General features: G+C 59.9%; 26 protein-coding genes and 1 pseudogene. 19 read left to right on the forward strand and 8 right to left on the reverse strand.

Annotated features, from left to right (window positions below):
• Window positions 1-19: 19 nt before the first annotated feature.
• Both JJB09_RS03155 and JJB09_RS26510 read left to right on the forward strand, forming a co-directional pair.
• The gene (locus tag JJB09_RS03155) at window positions 20-1,177 is read left to right on the forward strand and encodes a calcium-binding protein (RefSeq protein ID WP_201652993.1); all 1,158 of its coding nucleotides are present in this window, start codon (window positions 20-22) and stop codon (window positions 1,175-1,177) included.
• A gap of 362 nt (window positions 1,178-1,539) precedes the next feature.
• Window positions 1,540-2,694 (forward strand): calcium-binding protein, encoded by a 1,155-nt coding sequence (locus JJB09_RS26510; RefSeq protein WP_210341648.1) that lies wholly within the window; start codon window positions 1,540-1,542, stop codon window positions 2,692-2,694.
• Window positions 2,695-2,705: 11 nt separating this feature from the next.
• On the opposite strand, the gene mnmC2 is transcribed toward JJB09_RS26510, so the two are convergent.
• Entirely contained in the window at window positions 2,706-3,410 is a 705-nt protein-coding gene (gene mnmC2 / locus JJB09_RS03165) for a tRNA (5-methylaminomethyl-2-thiouridine)(34)-methyltransferase MnmC2 (protein ID WP_201652996.1), read from the reverse strand.
• On the opposite strand from mnmC2, the gene JJB09_RS03170 reads away from it, so the two are divergent.
• Window positions 3,409-4,713 (forward strand): NAD(P)/FAD-dependent oxidoreductase, encoded by a 1,305-nt coding sequence (locus JJB09_RS03170; RefSeq protein WP_201652999.1) that lies wholly within the window; start codon window positions 3,409-3,411, stop codon window positions 4,711-4,713. The two genes, mnmC2 and JJB09_RS03170, sit on opposite strands and share 2 nt — an antisense overlap.
• Here the strand turns inward: JJB09_RS03170 and gdhA are convergent.
• Window positions 4,706-6,055, reverse strand: coding sequence for an NADP-specific glutamate dehydrogenase (gene gdhA, locus JJB09_RS03175; RefSeq protein ID WP_201653002.1), 1,350 nt, complete (start codon window positions 6,053-6,055; stop codon window positions 4,706-4,708). The genes JJB09_RS03170 and gdhA overlap by 8 nt on opposite strands.
• 206 nt (window positions 6,056-6,261) lie before the next feature.
• On the opposite strand from gdhA, the gene puuE reads away from it, so the two are divergent.
• Window positions 6,262-7,179 carry an allantoinase PuuE gene (gene puuE, locus JJB09_RS03180; RefSeq protein WP_201653005.1) on the forward strand — a complete coding sequence of 306 codons (918 nt, stop codon included), beginning with the start codon at window positions 6,262-6,264 and terminating at the stop codon, window positions 7,177-7,179.
• Between the two features lie 46 nt (window positions 7,180-7,225).
• Here puuE and JJB09_RS03185 read toward each other — a convergent pair whose 3' ends face one another.
• The gene (locus tag JJB09_RS03185; RefSeq protein ID WP_201653008.1) at window positions 7,226-10,144 is read right to left on the reverse strand and encodes an Ig-like domain-containing protein; all 2,919 of its coding nucleotides are present in this window, start codon (window positions 10,142-10,144) and stop codon (window positions 7,226-7,228) included.
• 504 nt (window positions 10,145-10,648) lie between these two features.
• Here JJB09_RS03185 and JJB09_RS03190 point away from each other — a divergent pair.
• A complete protein-coding gene (locus JJB09_RS03190) occupies window positions 10,649-11,353 on the forward strand; it encodes a calcium-binding protein (protein ID WP_201653011.1) in 705 nt (234 codons plus the stop codon).
• A gap of 155 nt (window positions 11,354-11,508) precedes the next feature.
• Complete coding sequence (gene uraD / locus JJB09_RS03195) at window positions 11,509-11,997, forward strand: 2-oxo-4-hydroxy-4-carboxy-5-ureidoimidazoline decarboxylase (RefSeq protein ID WP_201653014.1); 489 nt, start codon at window positions 11,509-11,511, stop codon at window positions 11,995-11,997.
• A gap of 204 nt (window positions 11,998-12,201) precedes the next feature.
• On the opposite strand, the gene JJB09_RS03200 is transcribed toward uraD, so the two are convergent.
• Together JJB09_RS03200 and JJB09_RS03205 are read right to left on the reverse strand one after the other, a co-directional pair.
• Window positions 12,202-12,888 carry an RES domain-containing protein gene (locus tag JJB09_RS03200; RefSeq protein ID WP_201653017.1) on the reverse strand — a complete coding sequence of 229 codons (687 nt, stop codon included), beginning with the start codon at window positions 12,886-12,888 and terminating at the stop codon, window positions 12,202-12,204.
• Window positions 12,885-13,247: an antitoxin Xre-like helix-turn-helix domain-containing protein gene (locus JJB09_RS03205; protein ID WP_246748561.1), complete on the reverse strand. Its 363-nt coding sequence runs from the start codon at window positions 13,245-13,247 to the stop codon at window positions 12,885-12,887. The genes JJB09_RS03200 and JJB09_RS03205 overlap by 4 nt, the downstream gene beginning before the upstream one ends.
• A 210-nt stretch (window positions 13,248-13,457) precedes the next feature.
• On the opposite strand from JJB09_RS03205, the gene JJB09_RS03210 reads away from it, so the two are divergent.
• From JJB09_RS03210 to JJB09_RS26885, 5 genes are all read left to right on the forward strand, one after another.
• On the forward strand, window positions 13,458-13,958 hold the full coding sequence (locus tag JJB09_RS03210) for an ureidoglycolate lyase (RefSeq protein ID WP_201653020.1): 501 nt from the start codon (window positions 13,458-13,460) through the stop codon (window positions 13,956-13,958).
• The gene (uraH, locus tag JJB09_RS03215; protein WP_201653023.1) at window positions 13,955-14,311 is read left to right on the forward strand and encodes a hydroxyisourate hydrolase; all 357 of its coding nucleotides are present in this window, start codon (window positions 13,955-13,957) and stop codon (window positions 14,309-14,311) included. The genes JJB09_RS03210 and uraH overlap by 4 nt, the downstream gene beginning before the upstream one ends.
• Before the next feature lie 264 nt (window positions 14,312-14,575).
• Window positions 14,576-15,556 carry a calcium-binding protein gene (locus JJB09_RS03220; protein WP_201653026.1) on the forward strand — a complete coding sequence of 327 codons (981 nt, stop codon included), beginning with the start codon at window positions 14,576-14,578 and terminating at the stop codon, window positions 15,554-15,556.
• Window positions 15,531-15,716, forward strand: a complete 186-nt coding sequence (locus tag JJB09_RS03225; protein WP_201653029.1) for a hypothetical protein — start codon at window positions 15,531-15,533, stop codon at window positions 15,714-15,716. Before JJB09_RS03220 ends, JJB09_RS03225 begins: the two co-directional genes overlap by 26 nt.
• 266 nt (window positions 15,717-15,982) lie before the next feature.
• Window positions 15,983-16,114, forward strand: a complete 132-nt coding sequence (locus JJB09_RS26885; protein ID WP_281431813.1) for a hypothetical protein — start codon at window positions 15,983-15,985, stop codon at window positions 16,112-16,114.
• 108 nt (window positions 16,115-16,222) lie between these two features.
• On the opposite strand, the gene JJB09_RS03230 is transcribed toward JJB09_RS26885, so the two are convergent.
• Window positions 16,223-17,182: a DUF2336 domain-containing protein gene (locus JJB09_RS03230; RefSeq protein WP_210341649.1), complete on the reverse strand. Its 960-nt coding sequence runs from the start codon at window positions 17,180-17,182 to the stop codon at window positions 16,223-16,225.
• A 337-nt stretch (window positions 17,183-17,519) separates the two neighbouring features.
• On the opposite strand from JJB09_RS03230, the gene JJB09_RS03235 reads away from it, so the two are divergent.
• Window positions 17,520-17,690 carry a hypothetical protein gene (locus tag JJB09_RS03235; protein ID WP_201653035.1) on the forward strand — a complete coding sequence of 57 codons (171 nt, stop codon included), beginning with the start codon at window positions 17,520-17,522 and terminating at the stop codon, window positions 17,688-17,690.
• Between the two features lie 99 nt (window positions 17,691-17,789).
• On the opposite strand, the pseudogene JJB09_RS03240 reads toward JJB09_RS03235, so the two are convergent.
• Window positions 17,790-18,039 (reverse strand): annotated as a pseudogene (locus JJB09_RS03240) (YnfA family protein); the annotation flags it as partial.
• A 261-nt stretch (window positions 18,040-18,300) separates the two neighbouring features.
• Here JJB09_RS03240 and JJB09_RS03245 point away from each other — a divergent pair.
• The 7 genes from JJB09_RS03245 to JJB09_RS03275 all read left to right on the forward strand — a co-directional run bounded on the left by JJB09_RS03245 (window position 18,301) and on the right by JJB09_RS03275 (window position 25,167).
• Window positions 18,301-19,365 carry a M14 family metallopeptidase gene (locus tag JJB09_RS03245; RefSeq protein ID WP_201653038.1) on the forward strand — a complete coding sequence of 355 codons (1,065 nt, stop codon included), beginning with the start codon at window positions 18,301-18,303 and terminating at the stop codon, window positions 19,363-19,365.
• A gap of 323 nt (window positions 19,366-19,688) precedes the next feature.
• The gene (locus JJB09_RS03250) at window positions 19,689-20,903 is read left to right on the forward strand and encodes a calcium-binding protein (RefSeq protein ID WP_201653040.1); all 1,215 of its coding nucleotides are present in this window, start codon (window positions 19,689-19,691) and stop codon (window positions 20,901-20,903) included.
• Window positions 20,904-21,035: 132 nt separating this feature from the next.
• Window positions 21,036-22,034 carry a DUF3616 domain-containing protein gene (locus tag JJB09_RS03255; RefSeq protein ID WP_201653043.1) on the forward strand — a complete coding sequence of 333 codons (999 nt, stop codon included), beginning with the start codon at window positions 21,036-21,038 and terminating at the stop codon, window positions 22,032-22,034.
• 166 nt (window positions 22,035-22,200) lie between these two features.
• On the forward strand, window positions 22,201-22,974 hold the full coding sequence (locus JJB09_RS03260; RefSeq protein WP_201653046.1) for an amino acid ABC transporter substrate-binding protein: 774 nt from the start codon (window positions 22,201-22,203) through the stop codon (window positions 22,972-22,974).
• 223 nt (window positions 22,975-23,197) lie between these two features.
• A complete protein-coding gene (locus JJB09_RS03265; RefSeq protein WP_201653049.1) occupies window positions 23,198-23,878 on the forward strand; it encodes an ABC transporter permease subunit in 681 nt (226 codons plus the stop codon).
• A complete protein-coding gene (locus JJB09_RS03270) occupies window positions 23,875-24,636 on the forward strand; it encodes an amino acid ABC transporter ATP-binding protein (RefSeq protein ID WP_201653052.1) in 762 nt (253 codons plus the stop codon). Before JJB09_RS03265 ends, JJB09_RS03270 begins: the two co-directional genes overlap by 4 nt.
• Before the next feature lie 129 nt (window positions 24,637-24,765).
• Window positions 24,766-25,167, forward strand: coding sequence for a Rap1a/Tai family immunity protein (locus JJB09_RS03275; RefSeq protein ID WP_201653055.1), 402 nt, complete (start codon window positions 24,766-24,768; stop codon window positions 25,165-25,167).
• An 11-nt stretch (window positions 25,168-25,178) separates the two neighbouring features.
• Here JJB09_RS03275 and JJB09_RS03280 read toward each other — a convergent pair whose 3' ends face one another.
• Window positions 25,179-25,661 (reverse strand): YchJ family protein, encoded by a 483-nt coding sequence (locus tag JJB09_RS03280; RefSeq protein ID WP_201653058.1) that lies wholly within the window; start codon window positions 25,659-25,661, stop codon window positions 25,179-25,181.
• Window positions 25,662-25,785 lie beyond the last annotated feature (124 nt).

A 25,785-nucleotide genomic window follows, 5' to 3' on the forward strand; every position in this document is an offset into this window, starting at 1 on the left:
ATTCAACGAGAGATATCGCATGGCTGCCACATCAGTGAAAAAAGACCGCACATCGACCTGGAACATCGTGGGCGATGACAGGACCTGGACGCTCGACCAACGGGCGAAGATCGATGCGGAGCCCGCGATTGTCGTGGCGGCTGGCAACGACCGCAATCGCCTGCTGATCAACGGCGATATCGATGCGACCGGCACCGATGGGATCGCAATCCACGATAGCGCTTCTGCGACGCGCATCGTCATCGCCCGCACGGCCGATATCAGGGCCGTTACAGGCATCCACAGCCAGGGCGACGACATGGCGGTCGTCAACAAGGGCGCGATCAACGCAGCATCCCTTGGTATCCGGACCGAAAACGGCTTTTCGCTCACCAATTCGGGTGTAATCCATGCCACAACCGCGGTTCAGGCGGGTGGCGAAAGCGTCATCCGCAATGCCAGCGCCGGCGAGATCCGGGGTGAAGCGATCGGCGTCGAGCTGTCTGCGGGTGACAGCAAGCTGATCAACAGCGGCCTCATCACCGGAGAGACGCTTGCCATCCGGGACGGCGATGCCAACAGCCACATCATCAATCGCGGCCACATCGAGGGCGATGTCGCGCTGGGCGGCGGCAATGACATTTTCGATGGCCGCAGGGGTGCCCTTCAGGGATCGGTCGAAGGCGGCTCCGGCAACGATACTTACTATGTCCGCGGTGACATGACGATTGTCGAGAATTTCGATGGCGGTAACGACGCCGTCATCTCCACCGTCAGTTTCACATTGCCCGACAATGTCGAAGATCTGGTTCTCAAGGGCAAGGCCGACATCAACGGCTCGGGCAACAACAGCTCGAACCAGATTTTTGGCAATGCTGGGGCCAATGAGTTGATCGGCATGGCGGGCGACGACGACCTGCGGGGTGGGGCCGGCGACGACGCGCTCCGGGGCGGCGCGGGTTCCGACGAGTTCATGATCTTTCCCGGCGAGGGTGTCGATACGATCAACGATTTCGGAAACGGCGAGGACCATATCGGAATCTACAATTTCGGCTTCTCGGATGTGAACGACCTGACCATCAAGCAGGGCGCCGAAACCGGCGGCAATGTCTGGATCGAACTCGGCAATGGCCAGCGCATCATCATCGAGTGGATCGACAAATCCGTCCTCGACAATTCGGATTTCTATTTCATCTGATCGTAGCGAGCACCGGCCTCCGGCCGGGCGCTTCCCGCACAGCATTTTGCATTTTCCTGCAAAAACCGGCCGGCGCTCCACCGAAAATCCCGCAGCGGCATAGGTGGCGAAGCTGCCGCCCGGCCGTGGGTGGTCGTGCGCCGCCTGAACGCAAGCGGGCAGCCTGTCCCCGCTGCCGGCGCTCATGCTGGCGCCGACTCCTGCAATCCCAGTCGATATGCCGCCCAGCCGGGGGGTATGAGTATCGTTTTTGGCGAATGCTTGCTATTTTCGACTTTGGCGGGCAAGCTACACCGAGATGGGCCGCATCGGCCGGTATATTTTGCATTCCTTTTCAGATCTTCATTGGAGCTCGCATCACCATGGCGACGCATACTGTAAACCGAGATCGTATCACCACCTGGAATATCAACAAGAGCAACGACACGTGGATTCTCGCCGAGCGTGCCAAACTCCGCGTCGACAGCGACTACGCGATCTTCGTTGACGCGGGCAGGACCGGCAACACGATCAATGTCTTCGGCGACATCACCAATAACCATGCAAGCGGTTTCGGAGTTGCGGATTTTGGCGATGGAAATACGGTGACTGTTGGGACCGATTCAACTGTCAGCGCGGTCATCGGCCTTGGGTTCGACGGGAATGATGCGACGTTGGTCAACAAGGGCATCATCGACGCCTCGGGATTCGCCGTCAGCGGGGAATCGGCGAGCTTGCGGATCGTCAACAGCGGGCAGATGAAGGGCGTTTTCGGCATCCACATTGGCGATGGCATGATCAGCAATCTCAGGGGTGGCCATGTTTCTGGTTCGCAAATCGGCGTTGTCGTCGAAGGCAATGTAAAAATCGTCAATAGTGGCGTTATCGAGGGCGCCGACTACGCCATCCAGGTTCAGTCGGAGCAGTTCAGATTGGTTAATCATGGCCGCATCCTCGGCGACATCGATCTGGGTATCGGCGACGATCGGCTCGACACCCGCAATGGCGAGATCAAGGGCACGGTCTACGGCCACGGCGGCAACGACCGATATTTCGTCAGTTCCACCAAGGTCGACATTATCGAACAGGCCGATGAAGGCGAGGACACAGTCAATTCAACGGTGACCTACACGCTCGGTGCCAATCTCGATCATCTGGTTCTGCTCGGCAAGGCCAGGATCAATGGCACCGGCAACGAACTGGACAACTTCATGACAGGCAATGCCGGCAACAACATTCTCAAGGGCATGGATGGCAGCGATCTTTTAACCGGCGGCCGGGGGAGCGATCGTCTCTTCGGCGGCGCTGGCGTCGATTACTTCGCGTTTTCCAAGGGCGATGGTATCGATACGATCAAGGACTACAACGATGACGAGGACATTATCGCCTTTCGGGTTTTTGGCGGCATTGACGACTTCACCGACCTGACGATCAAGAACAAGGGCGGCGACGCATGGATTAACCTCGGCGGTCAGCGGATCGTTGTCGAGGGCGCTGCAGGCGTGCTCGATGACGGGGACTTTGCGTTCAATTTCTGAATGCCAGAATGTCAGCGCTTGATGCCGGAGAGCATTTCCCGCTTGCCAGCAAAGCCCGGCGGGCGCGAGACATCGAAACCTGCCGCGATCAGGTTGCGGCGGACAAATCCGGCCGCCGCATAGGTGGCAAACGAGCCGCCCTGCCGGGTGTGATCGAACACGGCTCGCATCAGCTCTTCTGACCACATGTCGGCGTTGCGCGAGGGCGCGAAACCGTCGAGATACCAGGCGTCGAACAGCGTATCCCAGGCGCCAAGACTTGCCAGCGCATCGCCGCACACGACCGTCAGCGTCACATCATCGGCCATTTCGAGCCGGACCTCGCCCATGGGCGTATCGGGCCATCGAGCAATGAGCGCCTGCTTCTCGGCCTCGATCTCAGGCCAACGCGACAGCGCCTTTGCAATGCTGTCGCGGTCCATCGGATAGAGTTCGAACGATGTGAAGTGGAGGTGGCCTTCGGGTTTGACGTCTTTCCACACCCGCCATGTCTCGCAGAAGTTCAGTCCGGTGCCGAAGCCCAGCTCGCCGATTGAAAATTCCGCACCGTCGCTCCACCGGTCCGGCAGGCCATTGCCCGTCAGGAACACGTGGCCGCACTCGGCCCGCCCGTCCTCGCGACAATAAAAATGATCGCCAAAGGCGGTCGAATAGGGCATATCGCCGTCGATCCATTCGAGGATCGGTTGTTGAGAAGTGTTCGAACCCTTGTCCATGAGTTCAGGCGATAAATCCCTTTCCCTATCAGGTCAATCGAAAGCCGATATCCTTGTGGTCGGCGGCGGCATCATGGGGCTGTGGGGGGCGGTCAAGGCCGCCCAGGCCGGGCTGTCGGTGATCCTGGTGGACGCGGGCGAGATCGGCGGCGGCGCCAGCGGCGGCGTGCTCGGCGCGCTTTTTCCCTGGATGCCGGATCGCTGGGACGCCAAGAAGCAGTTTCAGTACGATGCGCTGGTCGGCCTACCGGAGGAACTTGCCGTGCTGGAGGCCGCGACCGGGCTCAGCGCCGCCTTTCGCCGCTCCGGCCGCATCATACCGTTGCCGAAGTCGCATCTGAAAGCCATCGCGCTTCGCCATCAGGCCGATGCGCTGAACAACTGGCATCAGGGCGATATCAGGTTTTTCTGGCATGTCAGCGATACCCCGCCGGTCGCCGATTACATCGCGCCGGAATTCGGCGAAGGCGGCTATGTCAACGATACGCTGGCGGCCCGTGCTGCGCCGCGCGCGGTCACGGCGCTCTTGAAAGCATGGCTTGAGCGCCAGCCCAATGTGCGGCTCATTGAGCACGCGGCGCTAGCATCTCTGGATGCGCCGAAGGGCAGGGCAGAGGTTGCGGCGTTTGCCCCTCACCCTAGCCCTCTCCCCGCAAGCGGGGAGAGGGGACAATGGAGTGCTGACCGTGCCACAATTCCCTTCGCCCCGCTTGCGGGGAGTAGGTGGCGGCAGCCGGATGAGGGGCAGTCATCAATCTCAACGATCACCTTCTCGCACACCTTCATTGCCGCTGGCGTCGACAGTTTCCCGATGCTGGAAAACCTTCTGCCGCCGCTGGCAAAACCGCTGGGACAGGGCGTCAAGGGGCAGGCGGCGATGCTGCGGTCCGATATCGATCCGGCGCTGCCAGTGGCTTTTCTCGACGGGATCTATATCGTGCCGCACGAGAACGGCTATGTAGCCGTCGGATCGACCAGCGAGAACCACTACGCCGATCCGCTTTCCACGGACCAACATCTCGATCATGTGCTGGAAAAGGCCCGCGCGCTGGTGCCGGCATTGGCGCGGGCAGAGGTTGTCGCTCGCTGGGCCGGTATCCGGCCCAAATCCATCGGCCGCGATCCGCTGGTGGGGCCGGTTGCCGACCATCCCAACGTCATTTCGCTGACCGGCGGCTTCAAGATTTCCTTTGGCATGGCGCACCGGCTCGGCCAATGCGCGGTGGATTTCGCTATGGGACGCGAGCCCGAAGGGCTGCCCGAAAATTTCACGCTTTCCGGGCAGCTGTCGTCGATCAGATGACGCCGAGTGCGTCCATGGCTTCGGCAACGCGTACGAAGCCGGCGATGTTGGCGCCAAGCACGTAGTCGCCCGGTGCGCCATATTCGTCTGCGGTTTCGGCGCAGGTGTCGTGGATGTTGCGCATGATCGTGGCCAGACGCGTTTCGGTCTGCTCGAAGGTCCAGCTGTCACGCGAGGCGTTCTGCTGCATTTCCAGCGCCGAGGTGGCAACGCCGCCGGCATTGGCCGCCTTGCCCGGCGCAAACAGCACGCCGGCATCCTGGAAGATGCGCACTGCATCCGGCGTCGACGGCATGTTGGCGCCTTCGCCCACAGCGATCACGCCGTTCTTCACCAGCGTCTTGGCATCCTTGCCGGTCAACTCGTTCTGGGTGGCAGACGGCATGGCGACATCACAGGCAACGTCCCAGATCGAGCCGTTCTCGATATAGTGACTGCCGGTGCCCTTGCGCCGCGCATATTCGGAGATGCGTTCGCGGCGGACTTCCTTGATCTCCTTGACCAGATCGAGGTCGATGCCGTTTTCATCGACGATATAGCCGTTGGAATCCGAGCAGGCGAGGATCTTGCCGCCGAATTCGAGCACCTTTTCCATCGTGTAGATGGCGACGTTGCCGGACCCGGAAACCACGGTGCGCTTGCCTTCGAATGTATGGCCCTTGGTGGCCAGCATCCGCTCGACGAAATAAGTCGCACCATAGCCGGTGGCTTCCTTGCGGGCGCGCGAGCCGCCGTAGAACAGCGCCTTGCCGGTCAGCACGCCGGCTTCATAGCGGTTGGTCAGGCGCTTGTACTGGCCGAACATGTAGCCGATCTCGCGGCCGCCGACGCCGATGTCACCGGCCGGCACGTCGGTGTATTCGCCGATATGGCGATGCAGTTCCGTCATGAAGGATTGGCAGAAGCGCATGATCTCGCCATCCGAACGGCCGCGCGGGTTGAAGTCCGAGCCGCCCTTGCCGCCGCCGATCGGCATGCCTGTCAGCGCGTTCTTGAAGGTCTGCTCGAAGCCGAGGAACTTGATGATACCGACATTGACCGAGGGGTGGAAGCGGATGCCGCCCTTGTAGGGGCCGAGCGCCGAATTGAACTGCACGCGGAAGCCGCGATTGATCTGGACCTGGCCCTTGTCGTCGACCCATGGCACGCGGAAGATGATCTGGCGCTCAGGTTCGCAGATGCGTTCGATGAGCGCGTTGTCGGCGTAGTGAGGGCGCTTGGCGATCACGCGGCCGAGGCTTTCGAGGACCTCGCGCACGGCCTGGTGGAATTCCTGTTCACCCGCGTTGCGCTGAAGCACCTCGTTGAGGATCGGCTCAAGTTTCTCATCTACGCTGACCAAAATTTTTCTCCATTTCGCATGCTATGCCAAAAAACAGTGCAATCAGGCGAGGTGATAACCTGTTTGTTGGGCGTGTTGAATAGAAAATCGGCAGGACCGGCGTATATCAGCAATGCATGTTGCGCGCGGGTCGAAACCGAGGCACCCTCGACAAACATTGTTTCCGCTTCTAGTTTTCCGCCAGAATAACATGGAAGGTGAATGGCATGCTCGATCTCAAAACCCCGCGCGATTTCGTTGGTTACGGCCGCAACATTCCCGATCCGAAATGGCCCGGTGACGCCAGGATCGCCGTGCAGTTCGTGCTGAATTACGAGGAGGGTGGCGAAAGCTGCATCCTGGATGGCGATCCGTGCTCGGAAAACCTGCTGTCGGAGATTGTCGGCGCCGCCGCCTGGCCGGGCCAGCGCAACCTCAATATGGAATCGCTCTACGAATATGGCTCGCGTGCGGGCTTCTGGCGGCTGCACCGCATGTTCACATCGCTTGGCGTGCCGGTGACCGTCTATGGCGTAACGCTCGCCATGGCGCGCAACCCGGAAGCCGTCGCCGCCATGAACGAGGCGGGCTGGGAAATCGCCAGCCACGGCTATCGCTGGCTCGAATACAAGGATTTTTCCGAGGAAGAGGAGCGCAAGCATATCCTCGAAGCGGTGCGCCTGCACACCGAAGTCGCCGGTGCGCGCCCGCTCGGCATGTATCAGGGCAAGCCTTCCATCAACACGCTCAAGCTGGTGATGGAGGAGGGCGGCTTTCTCTATTCCTCGGACAACTACTCCGACGATCTGCCCTTCTGGGTGCCGGGGCCGGACGGCAAGCCGTTCCTGATCATTCCCTATACGCTCGAAACCAACGACATGCGGTTTGCCACGCCCCAGGGGTTCAACTCCGGAGACCAGTTCTACACCTATCTGAAGGACGCCTTCGACACGCTCTATCAGGAAGGCTGTGCCGGCGCGCCGAAGATGATGTCGGTAGGCCTGCACTGCCGCCTTGTCGGCCGTCCGGGCCGCGCGGCCGCGCTGCGGCGCTTCATCGAATATGTGCTGCACCACGATCACATCTGGGTGCCCAAGCGCATCGACATTGCCCGTCACTGGCACGAGCACCACAAGCCGGCGTGATAGGGGGGCGTACGGAAGCGCGGCCATTCCCGGCCGCGCTCTCATTTCAAATCAGGAAATCCCCGGCATCGAGGTCGGCGAGCTTCACGCCCTGCAGGGTGATAGTGTCGCCATTCAGACCGTCGATCTCCACGCCGCCCTTCACCGTATCGACGTGGTTGGCCATCAGATCCTTGAAGTTGGCGATGGCGGAAACCGTCCTGATATCGAGGATGTCGTGTGTGGCGCCCTTCGCGTTGAAGTCGAGAATAATGTCGGCATCGTCGCCCTTCCTGAAGACGAATGTATCTGGCCCGGCCATGCCCTTGAGCGTGTCGTCGCCGCCCTTGCCGGTGAGGATGTCCTTTCCGGCGGTGCCGGTGAGCTTGTCGTTGCCGTTGTCGCCCGTGAACGTGTCCACGACGTCGGTCAGTTTGAAGACAAGCGTGTTGGGCGTGGCATCCGCGTTCGTACCGCCGTTCTTTTTTCCACCATCATCGTAGACGGTGAATGTCAGCGACGCATATTTGTCCCCAAAGCCGTTCTTGTCTCCCTTGAATGTCAGCGAAGCCAGATCGGCCGCGTCGATCGTATGACCTTCAAGAACGACCTTCCGGCCGAGCATGAAATCGCCTTTGCCCTTGATATCGTTGATGACGACCTGGCTCAAATGGTGGGCGCCGTCGTCGGCCGGGTCAGAAAAGCCGAACGTGCCGGCCGAGAACTTGAATGTCTTGTCCTCATTCACCGTCAATTGCGCATCCGTGCCTTCCGGAGCGTCGTTGACCGGCGAGACGTTGATGGTGAGGACGTTGGGCGACTGGTCGGTATCCTGCCCGCCGTTGCTGGTGCCGCCGTCATCGACGACGGCGAATTTGAGGGTCAACCCGGTGCCGTTGTAATTCTTGTCAGGCGTGTAGACCAGGTCGCCAAGATCGGCCACGGCGATAATGTCATCGAGGTGGACTTGCTGACCCCGAAAGGCAATGGAGCCGGCATAAGTGCCGTCCACGATCTTGATGGCGGCAAAGCGGTTTGGCGCGGCCGGATCGTCGGGGTCAGAAAATCCGAAATCGGCAGCCGTGAAGCTGTAGCTGCCGTCTTCCAGTAACGACAGCGTCTTGTCAGTGCCGCTCGGGGCGCTGTTGACGACGCCGATTGTAAAGCTGATCGTGTTCGGTGACTGGTCGGTATCCTGCCCGCCATTGGTCTTGCCACCATTGTCCTGGACCTGGAAGGTGAAGGCATCGCTGCCGGCTTGTGCCGAACTGATGTCCGGGGTCCAGACCAGTTTGCCGATATCCGCGGCTGCTATCACGTCGCCGGGCAAAACCGCAGCGCCATTCAGCTTCAGGTTACCTGTTGCAGGCAAGGTGGTGATAATGATCGCCTTCAAGGTCCCGCCATCGCTGTCGGTGAAGCCGAAATCGGCAGTGTCGAATGTCTTTTGCCCGTCCTCGTTCACCGCAAAGGCGTTGTCCTTGCCTGCGGGAGCTTCGTTGAAGGGCTGCGTGAAGGAAATGGTGTTCGGTGTCTGGTCGGTGTTCTTGCCGCCTCCCGCCGTTCCGCCGTCGTCGACGACCTGGAAGGTGAATTGCCCCAGGGACTTGCCTGTCGTGCCGCCCGTGGGCCGGAAGAGCAGAAAGCCGATCTCACTCGCGTCGATCACCTGTCCGGCGGTGACCGCGACGTTGTTGAGGGTGAGGGTGCCTTTATCCGGAAGCGTCGTGATGATGATCGATTCAAGCTGGTTGCCGTTCGCATCGCCGTAGCCGAAATCGGCCAGCGTGAAGTTGTGGGTCTGGCTGCTGTTGGCGAACGCGATCGTCTTGTCGGTGCCGGTGGGGGCGTCGTTGGTGACGTGGAACACCCGCTGATAGATATCGTAACCGCCGTTGCCCTTTGCTCGCCAGGCGACGACCCATCCGCCGTCATCGAGAGCCGCGACCGATGGCTCCCATTGGTTGTCGGCGGTCGTGACGTTGACCTGTATCTCGCTGCCGTTCTTGCTGCCGTCGGCATTGAACACCTGGGCGAAGACGCCGGCCCAATAGCCATCCGTTGACGGGGTCGTGGACCCTGGTTTGATATCGTCGGTCCATGTCACGACGAAGCCGCCGCCTGCAAGCTGCGTGACGTCGGAATCGTACTGATTGCCCACCTTACTGGTATTCACCGGGAATTCGCCACCTACGGGCGAACCGCTGGCGTCGTAGATGCGACCGTAAATGCCGGAGCCATCCTGATCGGGCGATGTCCATGTCACCAGGAAGCCGCCATTGGCAAGGCGGGTCACCGCCTGTTCCGTCTGGTCTCCGGCGGTGGTGGCGTTGATCAACCGCTCACCACCGATCTTGGCGCCGTTCGAGCCGTATATCTGCGCGTAAATGCCCGATCCGTCCTGGCCTGATGACGTCCATGTGACGACCCAGCCCCCGCCGGAAAGTTCTGTTACTGCGCTGTTGGTCTGCCCACCGGCGGTGACCGTGTTCACCCGGTTTTCCGCGCCGCTTTTGGCCCCTGCGGATGTGTATCGCTGCTGGTAGATCCCGCCGCCATCGCCGTCCTGGGCATCCGATGTCCATGTGATCACCCAGCCGCCATCCGAAAGCGCGGCGATGGAGGAGTCGCTCTGCCTGCCCGTGTAATAGGTATTGACGGGAGTACCCTGGGAATAGACATCCCATCCCCGATCTCCGACCGGGTCGTAAGTCATGGTGCCGGCCGCAACAATGTTGCCGCTTGTCGTCAGGGCGGCGGAACTCTCGTTCGATAATGTGGCCGACAACAGCCTTACGACATTTCCGTTCGTGCTGCCATCGGCATTGTAGCTCTGGCTGAAGAAGCCGTCACTGTTGGTGGCCGGGTTGGACCAGGACGTCCAGGCGACTATCCACCCCACGGCCGGTCTGGAAATGACGATCGGCTGGGACTGGTTCAAGAAATCGCCCAACACCAGTATTTCCGCACTTGACGTAATGCTCATGATACGCCCCCTGAAACTGAAAAGAACTGCTCAACAGTTGGGGTGGACGCTAATATTAGCGGTAGAATTGCACAAGGAAAATTTACATATAAAAGCTGTATAGATGCCACTGATAGTAACAAGCCGCGGCCATTCGCGGTCACGTCGAAAGCATTTCAAGAATTCTTTATTTGCATCTAGCTGCGCAGGCCCGTCGCGCCTCCTGCTGGGTTACGGGCGGGTGGAGGCGGGACCTTGACAAGGTCTGGTGCCAAAACGCTTCGATACCGCCGGCAGGGAATTTTGTCCCAATCCGGGGACGGAATTCCCCACAAGGATCCGATTGCCATTCGTTAGCCATGATCGGTATTTGAGGCAGACACGCAATTGACCGCACCGTGGGCTTCAACTTACGGTGCGCGCGAAGCGTTGCCACGCTTTATGGGAAGCGCCGTCGTCGACACATGTCGGGGGCGGTCTTTTGTTGCCAATAACCAATCGGACCGGTTCGATGGAGGAGATTTTATGGCAAGGCTCGAGAGCACCGACCTGCTCGGCGGTTATCGCAGGCTGGAGCGTATCTACGACGAGAAATCCATTGTCCTGCCTGATGCCAATCAGACGGCGAGAAACGCCATTTTCATCGATCACCGCAACGATTCGGAGGTCGTCCTGTTTGGAGCCGGTTTGACCTACAAGGAAGGGCAGGTAACCGGCGGCACCGTCAAGGTGGTGAGCTTCAACAACAGCGACGGTTCGCCGATGCTGACGCTCGAGGCCGGCAAGTTCGATGCCGCGCAATTGCATGATTTGCTGGTGTCGGCCAACGGCGTTGAAAAGCTCATCAGAAAGCTCCTGAGCGGAGACGACGAATTCACAGGTTCGTCTCTTGACGACTACATAAGCTCGGGTGCGGGCGACGACCGGGTGCATGCTGGTGCTGGCGACGACATCATCGATGGCGGCCGTGGCGACGATCACCTGCGGGGCGGGGCGGGTTCGGACATCTTCATTTTTCAACGAAACAGCGGCAAGGATGTCATCGCCGATTTCGACGCCAGTGGCGGTCGCGACAGGCAGGACTATCTCGATATCGATCGGGGCGATATTGTCGACATCAGGAAGTCCGGCGACGATGTGATCATCGATCTCGGCGGCGGCGATACGCTGACGCTTCTGGATGTCGCGAGGAAAGACATCAGCAAGGCGGATTTCGACATGAACCTGTAGCCGCAGCAGCAGATTTTTCCGGTTCTGCGGGGCGATTTGTCGACCGGAAAATCGCGACATCATTGCCTGAAAAGCGGCTCGACAAGCCCCTGCGCCGGCGCTACTGCTTGGCGCTCAAATCACCACCAGTTTTGAAGAAGGTCGGGAGCGAGCATATGGATAGGTCGGAATTTCTGTCGCGCTTCGGCGGTGTTTTCGAGCATTCCGCCTGGATCGCCGAGCGGGCGTGGGACAAGGGCAGTCTGCCGGCCGCACTCGACGCGGGCAATGTTCACGCTGCGCTTTCGACTGAATTCCGGCTGGCAAGCGAGGATGAGCGGCTCAAGGTGCTGCGCGCCCACCCCGATCTTGCAGGAAAACTGGCGGTCGCCGGCGAACTGACCGACGATAGCCGCAACGAGCAGGCCGGCGCCGGATTGGACCGCCTCAGCGAAACGGAGTTTGCCCGCTTCACCGACCTCAATACCCGCTATCAGACCAAGTTCGGCTTTCCCTTCATCATTGCGGTCAAAGGGCTGGGCAAGGACGAGATCCTGCATGCCTTCGAGAACCGCATCCACCACACCCGCCCGGTCGAATTCGAAACGGCGTGCCGCGAGGTGGAGAAGATCGCCGCGCTCAGGCTGAAGGCGATGACGTTCTGACGGTCGGCCGCTGTGGCCTGGCGATGTCAGCCGATTTAGTCCGTGACAGGCGTCAAAGCACGCGTGGCTATCGCCTCTCATCCGCCCTGCCGGGCACCTTCTCCCCGCAGGCGGGGAGAAGGGACAAGCGGCGACCTCTCTGTTTCCCTCTCCCCGCTCGCGGGGAGAGGGCCAGGGTGAGGGGCATGCAGCATCGCGCTGTAGTCAGCCGTGTAAAATCTCTGGCTCCCGGCTGCCCGCCCAGCGAAATGTCACCGACCCACCGAGCCTGATATTCTGGACAAGATGTGGACGGAAGGCGACAAGGCAGGTGCCGCCCGCTGCTCGAACGGAGGGATAGACGATGCCATTGCCACCTGCTCTGAATATTTGCCGCGCCATGGCTTGGCCGGCGGGATAGGCAATGGCGGTATCCGCGCCGAGATAAACAGCGTCTTCGATCGTCCTGACATCATGGAACGGCCCCATGAAACCGGCCAGAACCTCGCGGTAGGCGGTGATGTTGTCGTAGACGCCGGTGTTGTCCAGTTCACGGGTGAGGTGAAAGACCACCTCTGCCCGGGCAGTCATCGTCGTATTGTTGCCGATGGCGGCATACCACGCGCCGCGTCGTTCATCGTTGAAGCGGTTGCCGCCCGGCTTGACGTAGCAGAACGCGGCGTTGACATAGGTATAGCCGTAGCCTGATGCCTCGCTGAGCAGTTCGGCCGGATCCACGCCGTCAGGCATTGCGGGCGGCGACAGCCGAGACGATGTGAGGCCTTCAAGCTTTTCGAGAAAATCCCGAGCCTCGTCGTTGTCGCAAAGCGGTGTGAGCGCCGGCTCCTTGATATAGGCGGTCGGGATCAGCCGGATGGTGCCGGGCTCGTTGATATCTGAGATTGGGATCACATGCCGCCCCGGAGCGCGTCGATATGATTGCGGACCTTCATCATCGCTGGTATGCCGCCCTCGATCATGTAGGCCAGCGGCATGCGGCCTGAATAGGGGAGGCCCTTGTTGGGTGTTTTCGGCCAGCCATATTCCAATGGTCCGTTAAACAGCAGGCGAAGTCCCTTGAAGATGCCGATGATCAGGCTCGCCCGCATCAGTTTATCGCTGTCCAGCGTGCCGCGGAACTGGCCGGCCTTCATTCTGTTCCAGGTCGCCAGCGGCACGTCGAACAAGGCGGCTGCCTCGGCGTTTTTCAGCCTCCAGAGATCGGCAGCGCGGCTCACCGCCTCAACCACCACGGGTGTCTTATCTGGCATCGCCTGTTGCAAATCCCGTAGCGCTGGCATGACGAGTACCTTTCCCTGTTGATGCGTATCATATGATACGAAAAATCGTTTCGTCAAGGGCGATGATCGATGCGATTGACATCGCTGCCCGATTGAATAGCTTGCGGCACGAATTCGGGATCCCGGCGCGCACCGTGCGATGCGCCGTCGCGGCGCCCGAAACGCCAAACAGGACCTTGCATGACCCAGACCCTTACCATCGAGCCTTTGAGCAGGGCGGTTTTCGCGCCTTTCGGCGATGTCATCGAAGCCGATCCGGCCACGATGCGGCTCATCAATTCCGGCACCACCGAACGCTATCACGCGCTGGGTAAGGCCGAGGCATCAGGCGATGGGGCGGAAGTTATCTTCAATCTGTTCCGCGGCCAGCCGCGCGCACTGCCCTACGCGATCGACATGATGGAGCGCCATCCCTACGGAAGCCAGAGTTTCCAGCCGCTGAGTGGCCGGCCCTGGCTGGTGGTGGTTGCCGAGGATGAAGGCGGAAAACCCGGTCTGCCTCAGGTTTTTCTTGCTCGTGGCGATCAGGGGATCAATTACCGCGCGAATATCTGGCATCATCCCTTGATGGCTCTTGGCGAAACCAGTGATTTTCTGGTTGTCGATCGCTCCGGTCCGGAGCATAATCTTGAAGAATACTTCTATCCCCTGTCCTATATTGTTTCTGGAGTTGTGCTGTGAGCGGTCTGACGACACATGTTCTTGATACGGCTCTTGGCATCCCTGCAAAGGGCGTGATGATCGACGTTTTCCGCATCCAGGATGAGGTGCGTGATTACCTCAAGACGGTGCGCACCAACGGCGACGGCCGCATAGATGGCGGCCCGATTCTCGAGGGTGAGGATTTTCGCAAAGGGACCTACGAGCTGGTCTTTCATGCCGGCGCCTATTTGAAAACGACCGGCCAGAAGCTCCCCGACACCCTGTTTCTCGACATCGTGCCCATCCGGTTCGGCATCGCCGATCCGGCGGCCCACTATCACGTGCCGCTGCTCTTGTCGCCATTCGGCTATTCGACCTATCGCGGCAGCTGAAAGCCAGCAGGTTTTCGACATTGGTGCACGAATGGCACGGTCCCACCTGACCTGCCGGCTGAAAGCGTGTATTCTCGCTTCTCCCCTCGCACCCGGCGTGAATAAGCCGGGGGCTTGAGACGAATAGACCCAATCGAAGCGTTGCAGTGCATGACAGCATGATCCGGAGCCGGCCGGACATCGCGTCAACCGGCTTTCAAGCCTTGTGCAACCAACAGAACTGTTTCCATTTCGGCTGCATCTGGCCCAAACTGGAGATTGATCATGGCGATTTTCATTCGCTCGGGAAACACCGAATTTGACATCGAGGAGAGCGGCGAGACTTATATCCTCGGTACGAGCTTCACTCGGATCGTTACCAACGCCAACGGCATATTCATCGGCGACGGTTTTACCGACAACACGCTGATTGTCAGGGGCGAGATCCTTCAATCCGGCAACGGTTTTGCGGCAATCTGGGCAGACGGCACGGACACGACGATCCGCATCGCGGCAACCGGTTCGATCAAAGGCTTCATCGGCATAGCGTCCGCGAACACGGAACCGTCGAGCGATCTCGACATTTTCAACGATGGCACGATCGAGGGCAGCAACTTTGCCATTCAGACGCAGGATTCCACGGAAACGGTGATAAACCATGGCGAAATCCTCGGTCGGATCGATCTTGGCAGCGGCAAGGACCTGTTCGACAATCGCGGCGGCAAGGTCGATCACCGCATCGGCGGCGGCACCGGCGACGACACGCTGATCGTCGACAGGGCCGCAACCAAGCTTTTCGAGAACGGCGGCAGCGCCGGCTATGACACGGTGCGCTCCACCGTCACTTACACGCTGTCGGCCAATGTCGAGCGGCTGGTGCTGCTGGGCAGCCGTGATATCGACGGCAACGGCACCGCTGACGGCGACGACCTTTTCGGCAACGGGGGCGACAATGTCTTGCGGGGAAAGGCCGGCGTGGACGATGTTTCCGGCAAGAAGGGCAACGATATCCTGTTCGGCGGGTTCGATTCTGACACCTTCCATTTTTCAACCGGCGACGGCAGGGATGTGATCGCGGATTTCACCGATGGAAGCGATCGCATCGACGTCTCGCACTGGAATGCGATTGCCGGCTTCAACGACCTGATAAACAATCATGCCCACCAGCAAGGCAATGACGTCCTCATCGAGGCCGGCAGTGACAGTTTGCTTATCAAGAACATCGCCAAGACGGATTTGGATGCGATGGATTTCATTTTCATTTGAGGCACCAAAGTTTTGTGGTTTCGAGATTGCCGACCTGATCGCCAACCACGTCAAGGTCAAGGGGGACGACCTGGTCATCCGCTTTGGCGATGACAGTCTGACCCTGCGCGACAGGGACAAGTCCGACCTCGACGCGACCGATTTCTTTGTCGGCCTATGATTTTTTTCAGATCAGCCAAAGCCCGGCGAAACCGCTGTTCCGCCGGGCTTTCGTGCCGTGGGTTGTCGTGGAAAATCGTCCTTTAGAAACAATTGAAACATTGTTCACCATGTTTGGCAACGCGCCCGAAACATCCGTGTGCGAAGGTCCCTGCATCGAACGACCAAGCGGACAGAAGCCGAATAAATCAGGCGGTTGCGCCGTGTAGAGCATAACGGAGCGCGGCTCGCCAGCAGCAGGGCGCTCACCTGGACAGGATGGGAACCATGACTTTCGCACTCGGCCTTTTCGCCAGCTTGATTTCGGTGATGTTCATCGCCACATTTGCTTCATCGGTTATCGTTTCGAACCGGGAAACACAGGCGGATGAAGAGTTTCGCCACCTCAGGATTTTCTGAGGCTCTTGAGTTTACGACCCCAGGACCGGGAATGGCTCTCCCCTGCGCCATTCCCGGTTTTCTTTTGTCTCTACTCCCGAGAATGGATGTCAGGGTTCAGCGTTTGCGCTACCTCCGCGCTGCGCTCCTGGCCCGCGCAAAGGCCGGCCGCTGTACTGGTTCCGCAACGGCATCATTGACATTGGCTGCGTGCGCGTCGTCCGTCTTGCCCTGCGTGTAGTCGTCGGCGCGCATCCATGCATGGACGCGGTCGGCGCAGTCGTGTGCGTCGAGGCTGGCCCACAATGTGGCGGCACGCGGCATCTCTCCGCGCATTTCCTTGAGATGCGGATAAAATCTGGCCAGCATGAATTCGCCGTCGGCCGCCGAGATCTCGATGGCAATCAGTGCGGTGGCGAGCTGCAAACCGGAGAGGTCGAGCATGATGCGCTGTGATAGCCAGTGGCTTGATCCCATTGCATCGGCGAGCGTGATCGCAAAACTGTGTGCATCGCCAAGTCGTGCGAAGCGGATCAGCAGGGCGTGTTGCACGCGTTCGTCCTGTTCCGGGCCTTCCTCAGTGCGCACCAGCGCATCGCGCTGCACGAGCGCCTTGATCGTCTGGCGAAGCTGCTCCTCGCGCATGGCAGCAAGCCGGGCAAGCGCGATGGCGGAGTCGGGCAGGTCGGCCGGGTCGCGCCGGTCCTGCTCCTGTCCCTGATGCAGGGCGACCAGCGCATCCACCACCTTGACCGAGAGGTTTTCGCGCGCGGCGATCGCCTTGGCATAGGTGGGGCCATGGGTACGGGCGACCGCGATCAGCGTGTCGTCGTCGAGCGCCGGAGAGCGGCCGATGAAAATGGCGGCAATGTCGATGGGTTGGGTCGCCAGGAACCAGGCGACCGACCGTGGCATGGTCGGGCAACCGGAAAGTGCCGCAACCGCATTGCGGCGCGCCTCCATGCTCGAAGCACGAAACACCGGCTCGAACAGTTCGGCGAACTGCCGGAGCTCGTGGCGGCTTGGGTGAACCATGTTTTCGAAGCTCGACACGGTCGCCATCAGCACCACATCTTTCGTCCGCGCCATCTGCGGGGTTTCCAATTCTCGAAATCTGTCTGACACAAAAACACCCGGATACGCAAAAACTAGGCCTTTTGGAAAATTATAGGCAAATTGTTTAGGAGGTGTTAACTATGCCATGATCTGATCCTAGATTATAAGACGCTATTAATATTAGCGCGTCAGCATGTATCGTGTGTAACAGGCCGCCGTCTCGAAATCGGTTACAAACCAGGGGACGGCTGACGAAAGGAGAAAGACGCAACTGTCCTGGAACCCGAGGGTTCGGGAAGCGTCTGCCCGCCCAGGCAGGATGAGATAGTTCTCAGATCATCCGTCTCAATCCAGTTCAATGGAGATGAGAATGGCAGAAGTTATTAGAATTGATGAAAGGCTCGCCCGACAACCGAAACGACCAAGCGAGCCATGTGAAGCCCGGATTTTGCTGTTCACCGGCGTCCGCTACGAGCGCTGGAGCAGTGCCGATGACCGGCCGGTCAAGCGTACAGGCGGCATCAAGCGCAAGAAGCACTGATCCATTTCGACGGCAGCCCTGCCGTCCATGATCGGCTGAAAGAAGCCGCAATTTCTAGCCCGGTTGGAGCTGCCTTTTTGCTCGGTTGGCATGGCGAGTTCACCCACGAACCGGCAACAGGATGATCGCAGCGCCCACCAGGCACACGGTGGCGCCCAGCAAGTCCCAGCGTCCCGCCTTCTGTTTTCCGCAAGCCGCAGCCATGCAATTGACGCGACGATATAGATGCCACCATAGGCAGCATAGGCGCGCCCTGCCGCCTCCGTCGGAACCAGCGTCAGCAATCAGGCAATAAGCGCCAGCGACACCATGCCGGCCACAACACCGATCTCCCCATCCTCAGCCAAGCCAGACTGGCACTATTCTCTTAAAAATGAACCTTCGAGGATATTGAAAACCCCTCCCAAACCTCCCGGATTGAAGGCCCCTCCCAAACCCTCCCCCTTGTGGGGAGGGTTTGGGAGGGGTTCTTCCTTTCTTTGAGCTCGAAGAGAACTTTCTTCACGCTCGCGCGCAATTCTACAAATGTGTAATTTGTCGCAATTCCGCATGGACGTGCACCCTGAAATCGGGCTAACAATCCTCACCAATCGAATTGAAGGGGAGCACCATGGACAAGACCGAAATCGTGATTGCCGGCGATACACCGGGCGCCGAGTGGCGGATTCCGGTGCTCAAGGTCGTCGGCAAGGACCCCAAGGCGCCCAAGGTCTACATGCAGGCGGCACTGCATGCCGGCGAACTGCCCGGCGTCGCGGCACTGCATTTCCTCGTGCCGATGCTGCAGACGGCTGAGGCGAAGGGGGAGATCCTCGGCGACATCACCATCGTGCCACGCGCCAATCCCATCGGTGCGGCGCAATGGATCAATGGCGAAATGGAAGGTCGCTTCGACCTCGCTTCGCGCGCCAACTTCAACAGGGACTACCCGCATGTCGGCCTTGAAGCGCGCGAGAGCCTGCTCTCGGATTTGGAAAACCTGAGCACTGTCGATCAGCTCAAGCGACACCTGCTCCACATGGCGACCGGATCCGACCTGATGCTGGACCTGCATTGCGACGATGAGAGCCAGCTCTATACCTATGTTCACGAAGCCTACTGGCCTCAGGCCACCGACCTTGCCGAAAGCATGGGGCTCGAGGCCGTGTTGCTGTCGGACGGCAATAGCTCGGCCTTCGAGGATTCCGTCACCTATGCCTGGGAACACGGTCCGCTTGGCAACCGCAAGCACTGGGCCGAAGGCCGCATCTCGATCACCATGGAATTCCGCGGTACCGCCGATGTCGATCCGGTGCTCGGCCGCATGGATGCCGAAGGCCTCTATGCCTTCCTGCAGCGCCGCGGTGCCATTGCCGGCGCGCCGATCCGCCGCGAGGAATTCGACGGTCCGGTGGCGGGTCTCGACTTCGTGCAGATGGTCAATTCGCCCGCGGCCGGCATGGTGCTGTTCGAACGCGAATATGGCGAAACTGTCGAAAAGGGCGACCTGCTCGCCACTATCGTCACCACGCCGGGCGATGTATCTGGTGACCGGCAGGTCCTGTCGCCCACCGACGGCACGATCGTCACACGTGTCGGCCGTCGCTTCCTGCGCCGCGGCGACAACCTGATGAAGATCGCCAGCCGCGAACTGTCGGGTGCGAAGCGCAAGCCGGGCGGCGGGCTGGAGGACTGAGGGCCCGCGCCACGCACGTTAACATGTGGCTGCGGCTCCGGCCCGGGCTGACACATCGGCCCGGGACTGAAAAGTTGTCCTGCGCAGTTTGAAATTTGTCCACTCGACAATATTCAATTTATGGTGGAATTATATCGCCGGATCCGCGAGGCGCATGACTTCGCGGTAGCACAGAGCATTTTGCGCATCTGCAGCCAACGGAGTTCGCAGCATAGCGCCGGCCTGGCCGGCATCGCCTGAAACCACGCATCGCCATTCGCAGTCATAAGCAGCGCTTTCCGTCAGCAGATTGCCCGTTCAACCGAGACTGGAGGGATGCAATCATGTCGAAATTCGTGGTCAATGAAGCTGAAGCCGTCACGCGCACGCTCGACGGTTCAGGCGATCTGCTGCTGGTTACGCGCAACGGCAGTATCGGTGTCGGCGGGGACGGCAGCATAGCGCTTGTCGAAGACGCAGGCAGCCGTGACAATACGATCAAGATCTACGGGCAGATCGTTGCCCTTCCGGGACAGGGGCTGAATACCAGCACCGCGATCAGGATCAGCGGTGACAACACGCACCTCATTCTTGGCGATTCAGCTTTCGTGACCGGCGGCCAGGCCCTTTATGCCGACGGGGCAAACGCTCGCATCGAAAACCATGGCGAACTGATCGGTCAGGGATATGCGCGCGCATGCGTTACCCTGGGCATGGGTACATTAATCAACAGCGGTCGGATCTACGGCGACTACGCCGTGACCCTTTACGGCGCCAGCACACTGATCAACCAGGCTGACGGCGAGATTTTCGCCTCGTCGCTTGGCGTCTTGTTGAATTCTGGCGTCGGCGGCATGTCGACCAGAACCGTCAATCACGGATCGATCATCGGCCTTGGCGGCGCCCGTGGCATCGATGGCGGCGTGGGGAAAGATACCGTGATCAACGACGGTTACATCCGCGGTTCGGTGTATCTGTATGCCGGCAACGATGTCATCGACAACCGCGGCGGAAAGATCAACGGCGGCATCTACGGCGCAGACGGCGGCGATACATTGATAACCGACAAAAGCTCGGACAAACTGATCGAGACAGCCTTCGACATCGGCATGGATACGGTCAAATCCACGGCCAGCTACGTTCTGACTGACAATGTCGAGCAACTGATGCTGCTGGGTGCCAGGAACATCAATGGCACCGGCACCGACACCACGAACCTCATTGCCGGAAACAAAGGGGACAATATTCTCAAGGGCCTGGGCGGTGACGACCTCCTGAATGGTGGAGCGGGCCGGGACATCCTGATCGGCGGTGGTGGCGCGGACCACTTTCAGTTTCAAAAGGGCAACGGGATCGACACGATCCGCGACTTCGCAAACATGTCGGATATCATAGACGTTTCCGGGTTTGCGCGTGTCACCAGCTTCGCAGCGCTTAAGCCGCTCATCGAGGTCCATGGACAGGATGTCTGGGTGGATTTTGGCCGAGGCGACCGGCTGATCCTGCAAAACACCGGCCGCAATGAAATCGATGCGGGCGATTTCGTCTTTGCCTTCTAGCCTCCGGCCTAGCTGCCCGGTGAGCCGCGTGTCGGATGGTGCCAAATACAATCCGCCACCATCTCGCATAGATTGTGAGTGAGCCGCTGGTCATGCTATTCTTCGTCTCCATTCGGATTAGGGGAGGCGGCTATGACGTTCTCTGCGAAGGGTTGGATACGCGCCGGTACAGCGCTGACTTGTCTCGGGCTCGCCACATATGCCGCCGGCGACGAAAAGCTCACGACTTATGATGGGGTCTGTGATGCGTCGGCCGGAATTGCCCTTGACGCCCACCACTTCGTAATCGCTGACAACAACACCGACGCGCTGAGGGTTTACAGCTATTCCGGCGGCAAGGCGGTGCAGAAGCCTCGGGACCTTTCGGATTTTCTCGGTGCCGGTGACGGCAAGGAGGCCGATCTCGAAGCCGGCGCCAGAATCGGCAACCGCCTCTGGTGGATCACGTCGCACGGGTTGAACAAGGATGCAGAGCGCAAGGAGATCCGCTATCGGTTGTTCGCGACGAAGGTTTCGATTGCCCGCGGCGCCTACCGGTTCAAGCCCATCGGCGAACCCTACAAGCAACTCATGGACATGGCTCTGGCCGATCCGGCCTATGCCACGAGCGGTCTGAGGGAAGCAGCCACGAAGTCGCCCGAGAAGGGCGGCATCAATATCGAGGGGCTGGCGGAGGGACCCGATGGCGGCCTTTATGTCGGGCTGCGCAGCCCTGTCGGCGACCGAGGCGCGATGATCATTCCGCTCCTCAACCCCGACAAGGTCATCGCCGGCAAACCGGCCGAGCTCGGTGCGCCCGTTTTCCTCGATATGCAAGGGAGCGGTATCCGCAGCCTCGAAAAGATCGGCAAATTCTACTTCGTCATTGCCGGGCCGGCCGCGGGCAAGAGCGACTTCTCGCTCTACCGCTGGGACGGCAAGGCCGGCGGCAAGCTTGAAAGGATCATGGTTTTTTCTTCGGACGACGACCTGAAGCCGGAAGCGATCTTTGCCATGATCGGTTCGGACGACCTCTATGTGCTGAGCGATGACGGCGATCACATTGCAGCGATGAACGGTGACAAGAAGTGCGAAAAGCTCGATCCGTCGGTCAAGCACTTCCGCGGCTTCAAGATAAAGACGCCGCAGTAGCCCTGGACAGAGGTTCCCGCCCGGCCCAAAGTCTTCTCCCCTAAATCCATATGAAATGAGAAAAATATTCGCATTTGCCGAATATTCGCGCAGTTTCCTACGCAACCTTTTGCTGTTGCATTTGCTATTCATCACTCCACGACAACATGTGAAATGGAGAATGAACATGAACTGGGTCAAGGTCATCATCGGCGCGGCACTCCTGCAGGCAGCCGTGGTTCTTCCCGTCCAGGCGGGCGAAAACCTCAATGCGATCAAGGCGGCCGGTGTGCTGAAGATCGGCACCGAGGGCACCTACGCGCCCTTCACCTATCATGACCAGAGCGGCAAGCTCGTCGGCTTCGACGTCGAGATCGGCGAAGCGGTCGCGGCAAAGCTCGGCGTCAAACCGGAATTCCTCGAAGGCAAGTGGGATGGCCTGATCGCCGGTCTCGACGCCAACCGTTACGACGCCGTCATCAACCAGGTTGGCATCACCGAGGCCCGCAAGCAGAAATATGATTTCTCCGAACCTTACATTGCCTCCAAGGCAGTGCTGGTGGTGCGCGCCGACGACGAAAGCATCAAGACGTTTGCCGATTTGAAGGGCAAGAAGTCGGCACAGTCGCTGACCTCGAATTTCGGTAAGCTGGCGGAAGCCTCGGGTGCCGAACTCGTCGGCACCGATGGCTTCGACCAGTCGATCCAACTGGTGCTGACCGGCCGCGCCGATGCCACCATCAACGACAGCCTGTCCTTCTTCGATTTCAAGAAGCACAAGCCCGATGCACCGGTGAAGATCGCTGCAGAGCAGGCCAATGCCGACTATTCCGGGATCATCGTCCGCAAGGGCGATGCCGACCTGGTCGCCGAGATCAACAAGGCGCTGGAAGCCATCAAGGCCGACGGCACCTATCAGAAGATTTCGGACAAGTATTTCGGCCAGGACGTGTCGAAGTAATTCAAGCCCCCGCCCCAAACCCCTCCCCACAAGGGAGAGGGGCTTAAGCTGCCGGGCTCGTTTGCCTCAACTGAACCTCTCCGAGCCAGATGCTGAGTGTTTGGCGTGCCAGATGCAACAAGGGAGCCTCTCCCCCTTGTGGGGAGGGGTTGGGGAGGGGTAAGTTCCAACCATCAAGCGTTCCGGATCCTCCGGAACGCATTTTTCGTCGAGAGAACCCGCCGTGCCGCCTTGGCTTCAACTGATGCTGGATTCGCTTGTGCCCTTGTTGTGGGCCGGCCTGATCTTCACCATTCCGCTTACGCTGATGTCTTTCGTGCTCGGTCTGTCGCTCGGGCTGCTCACAGCGATCACACGGCTTTTTGCGCCGAAGCCGCTTGTGATGATCGCCCGCTTCTATGTCTGGATCATCCGCGGCACGCCGCTGCTGGTACAATTGTTCGTGATTTTCTACGGCCTGCCAAGCATGGGCATCCTGCTCGATGCGTTTCCGGCCGCGCTGATCGGCTTCACGCTCAATGTCGGCGCCTATTCCTCGGAAATCGTCCGCGCCGCCATCCAGTCCGTGCCGCGCGGTCAGTGGGAAGCGGCCTATTCTATCGGCATGAGCTGGAGCCAGGCGATGCGGAGGACGATCCTGCCGCAGGCGACGCGCGTCTCCGTGCCGCCGCTGTCCAATACGTTCATTTCGCTGGTCAAGGATACTTCGCTCGCCGCCGCCATTACCGTGCCGGAGCTGTTCCAGACCGCCCAGCGCATCGTCGCCACCAGTTACGAGCCGCTGATCCTCTATATCGAAGCGGCGATCCTCTATCTTGCCATGAGTTCGGTTCTGTCGGCGCTGCAGGTCAGGCTCGAGGCGCGCTTTGCCCGCTATGGCGGCTTTCTGGAGGCGCGGACATGATCGAGCTTTCCCATATCGACAAGCGGTTTGGCGAAAATCATGTGCTGAAGGATATCAGCCTGACGCTGGCCGAAGGCACGGTGACCGGGCTCGTCGGCCCTTCCGGCGGCGGCAAGAGCACGCTGCTACGCTCGGTCAACCTGTTGGAAATCCCGACATCGGGCGCCATCCGCATCGGCGACATCAGGCTCGAATTCGCCCCCGGCCGCAAGGTCGGCTGGAACGAGATCCAGCGCCTGCGCCGCCAGACAGGCATGGTGTTCCAGAATTTCCAGCTTTTTCCCCACCAGACCGCGCTCGGCAATGTCATGGAAGGCTTGCTGACGGTGCTGAAGCAACCGGAGAAAGTCGCGCGCGCTCGCGCCATGGAATTGCTCGACAAGGTCGGCATGGCTCACAAGGCCGATGCCTGGCCCTCGACGCTGTCGGGTGGCCAGCAGCAGCGTGTCGCCATTGCCCGTGCTCTGGCGCCGTCACCACGCGTGCTGCTCTGCGACGAACCGACCTCGGCGCTCGACCCGGAACTGGCCGAGGAGGTGGTGGAGGTGCTGTCGAGGCTGGCCCGCGAAGGCACCACGATGATCATGGCCACCCACGACCTCCGGCTTGCATCGCGCGTGGCCGACAAGGTGATCTTTCTCGATGGTGGCGTGGTGGTCGAAAGTGGCCCGCCGAAGCGGATATTTTCCGCGCCGGAGCGCGAGCGGACCAAGAAGTTCATCGCCTCGCTGACCGTCGCGCCCGATTACGAAATCTGAAGCGCACGCGCCTTCGTGCCGATTCCTCGCCAGCTTTCCGGATGGGTGAACCTGCCATTGCAATCGCAGGTATTTTGAAACTATTGTGAGCCGCCGGGCAGGGGACCCGGCGAAGCACGGGGTGGACGGATGCTGAGACGTGGATTGGCGGCGGTGGTTCTGGCTCTGTCGTTTTGGCAGCCCGCTGTGGCGGATTTCTATACAGGCAAGGACATCAAGAAGTTCTGCGAAACCAAGAGCCCGATCTTCCTGGGCTACCTTGCCGGCTGGACCGACAAGTGGGAACGCGACACCAACGCGCAGGCGCGCGGCTACGAACAGGAAAAGACGCCGCAAGGCAAGCGCGCCATCCTTGCCCAGTTGCAGCAGACCACGGAAGGCATCTGCATTCCTTACGGCGCCAATCTCGGCCAGATGCAGGAGATCCTCTGCAAGTACATCGATGCCCATCCGGACAAGCTTTCCACCGGTTCGACCGAGCTGATCGCCCAGTCTCTGAGCGATGCCTGGCAATGTGAATCCGAGGAGTAAGCTCTACCCGTTCAAAGATCCGCGCCGCAACATTTCTTGTATTTCTTTCCTGATCCGCAAGGGCAGGGGTCGTTCCTGCCGGCGCGATCCGGGCGCGCTGGCGCGGCTTTGAATTCACCGTCATGATAGAGCCAGAAACCGTCAATGCGCCTGAAGTTTGACGTCTCCAGATGCGAGAATTCCTGGCCATGATGGCGATAGCGGAAGAGGAACTTGACCGTGCCGGCGGTGTCGCTTTCCCGACCCTGTTGCGTCTTCTTGATTTCGAGACCGAGCCACTCGGTGCCCAGTTGCGCGCGCTCCGCTTCAGCGCGGTTGAAGGATAGGGCCGCAGGCCCGGTACATGTCTTCTCGATGTAGTCGAAGTTCCCGATCGTGTAGGCGCTATAGCGCGACCGCATCAGCGCTTCGGCGGTCGGGGCGGGCTTTCCGGCGATGTAGGGCGCGCAGCAAGCGCTGTATTCTCGTCTTGAGCCGCAAGGGCAGTCAGTCATTCTTTTTTCCTCGCAGGCTTGCTGGCAATTTGCTGCTGGTACGCACCTCGGCCATGTACACCATTTCTCGCACGCGCCTCAATCCAAACCTCCGCTGGACCGTGGCCATAGAATTCGATGAATG

The organism is Phytoamicus setariae (assembly GCF_016722925.1).
Lineage (GTDB): Bacteria > Pseudomonadota > Alphaproteobacteria > Rhizobiales > Rhizobiaceae > Rhizobium_E > Rhizobium_E setariae.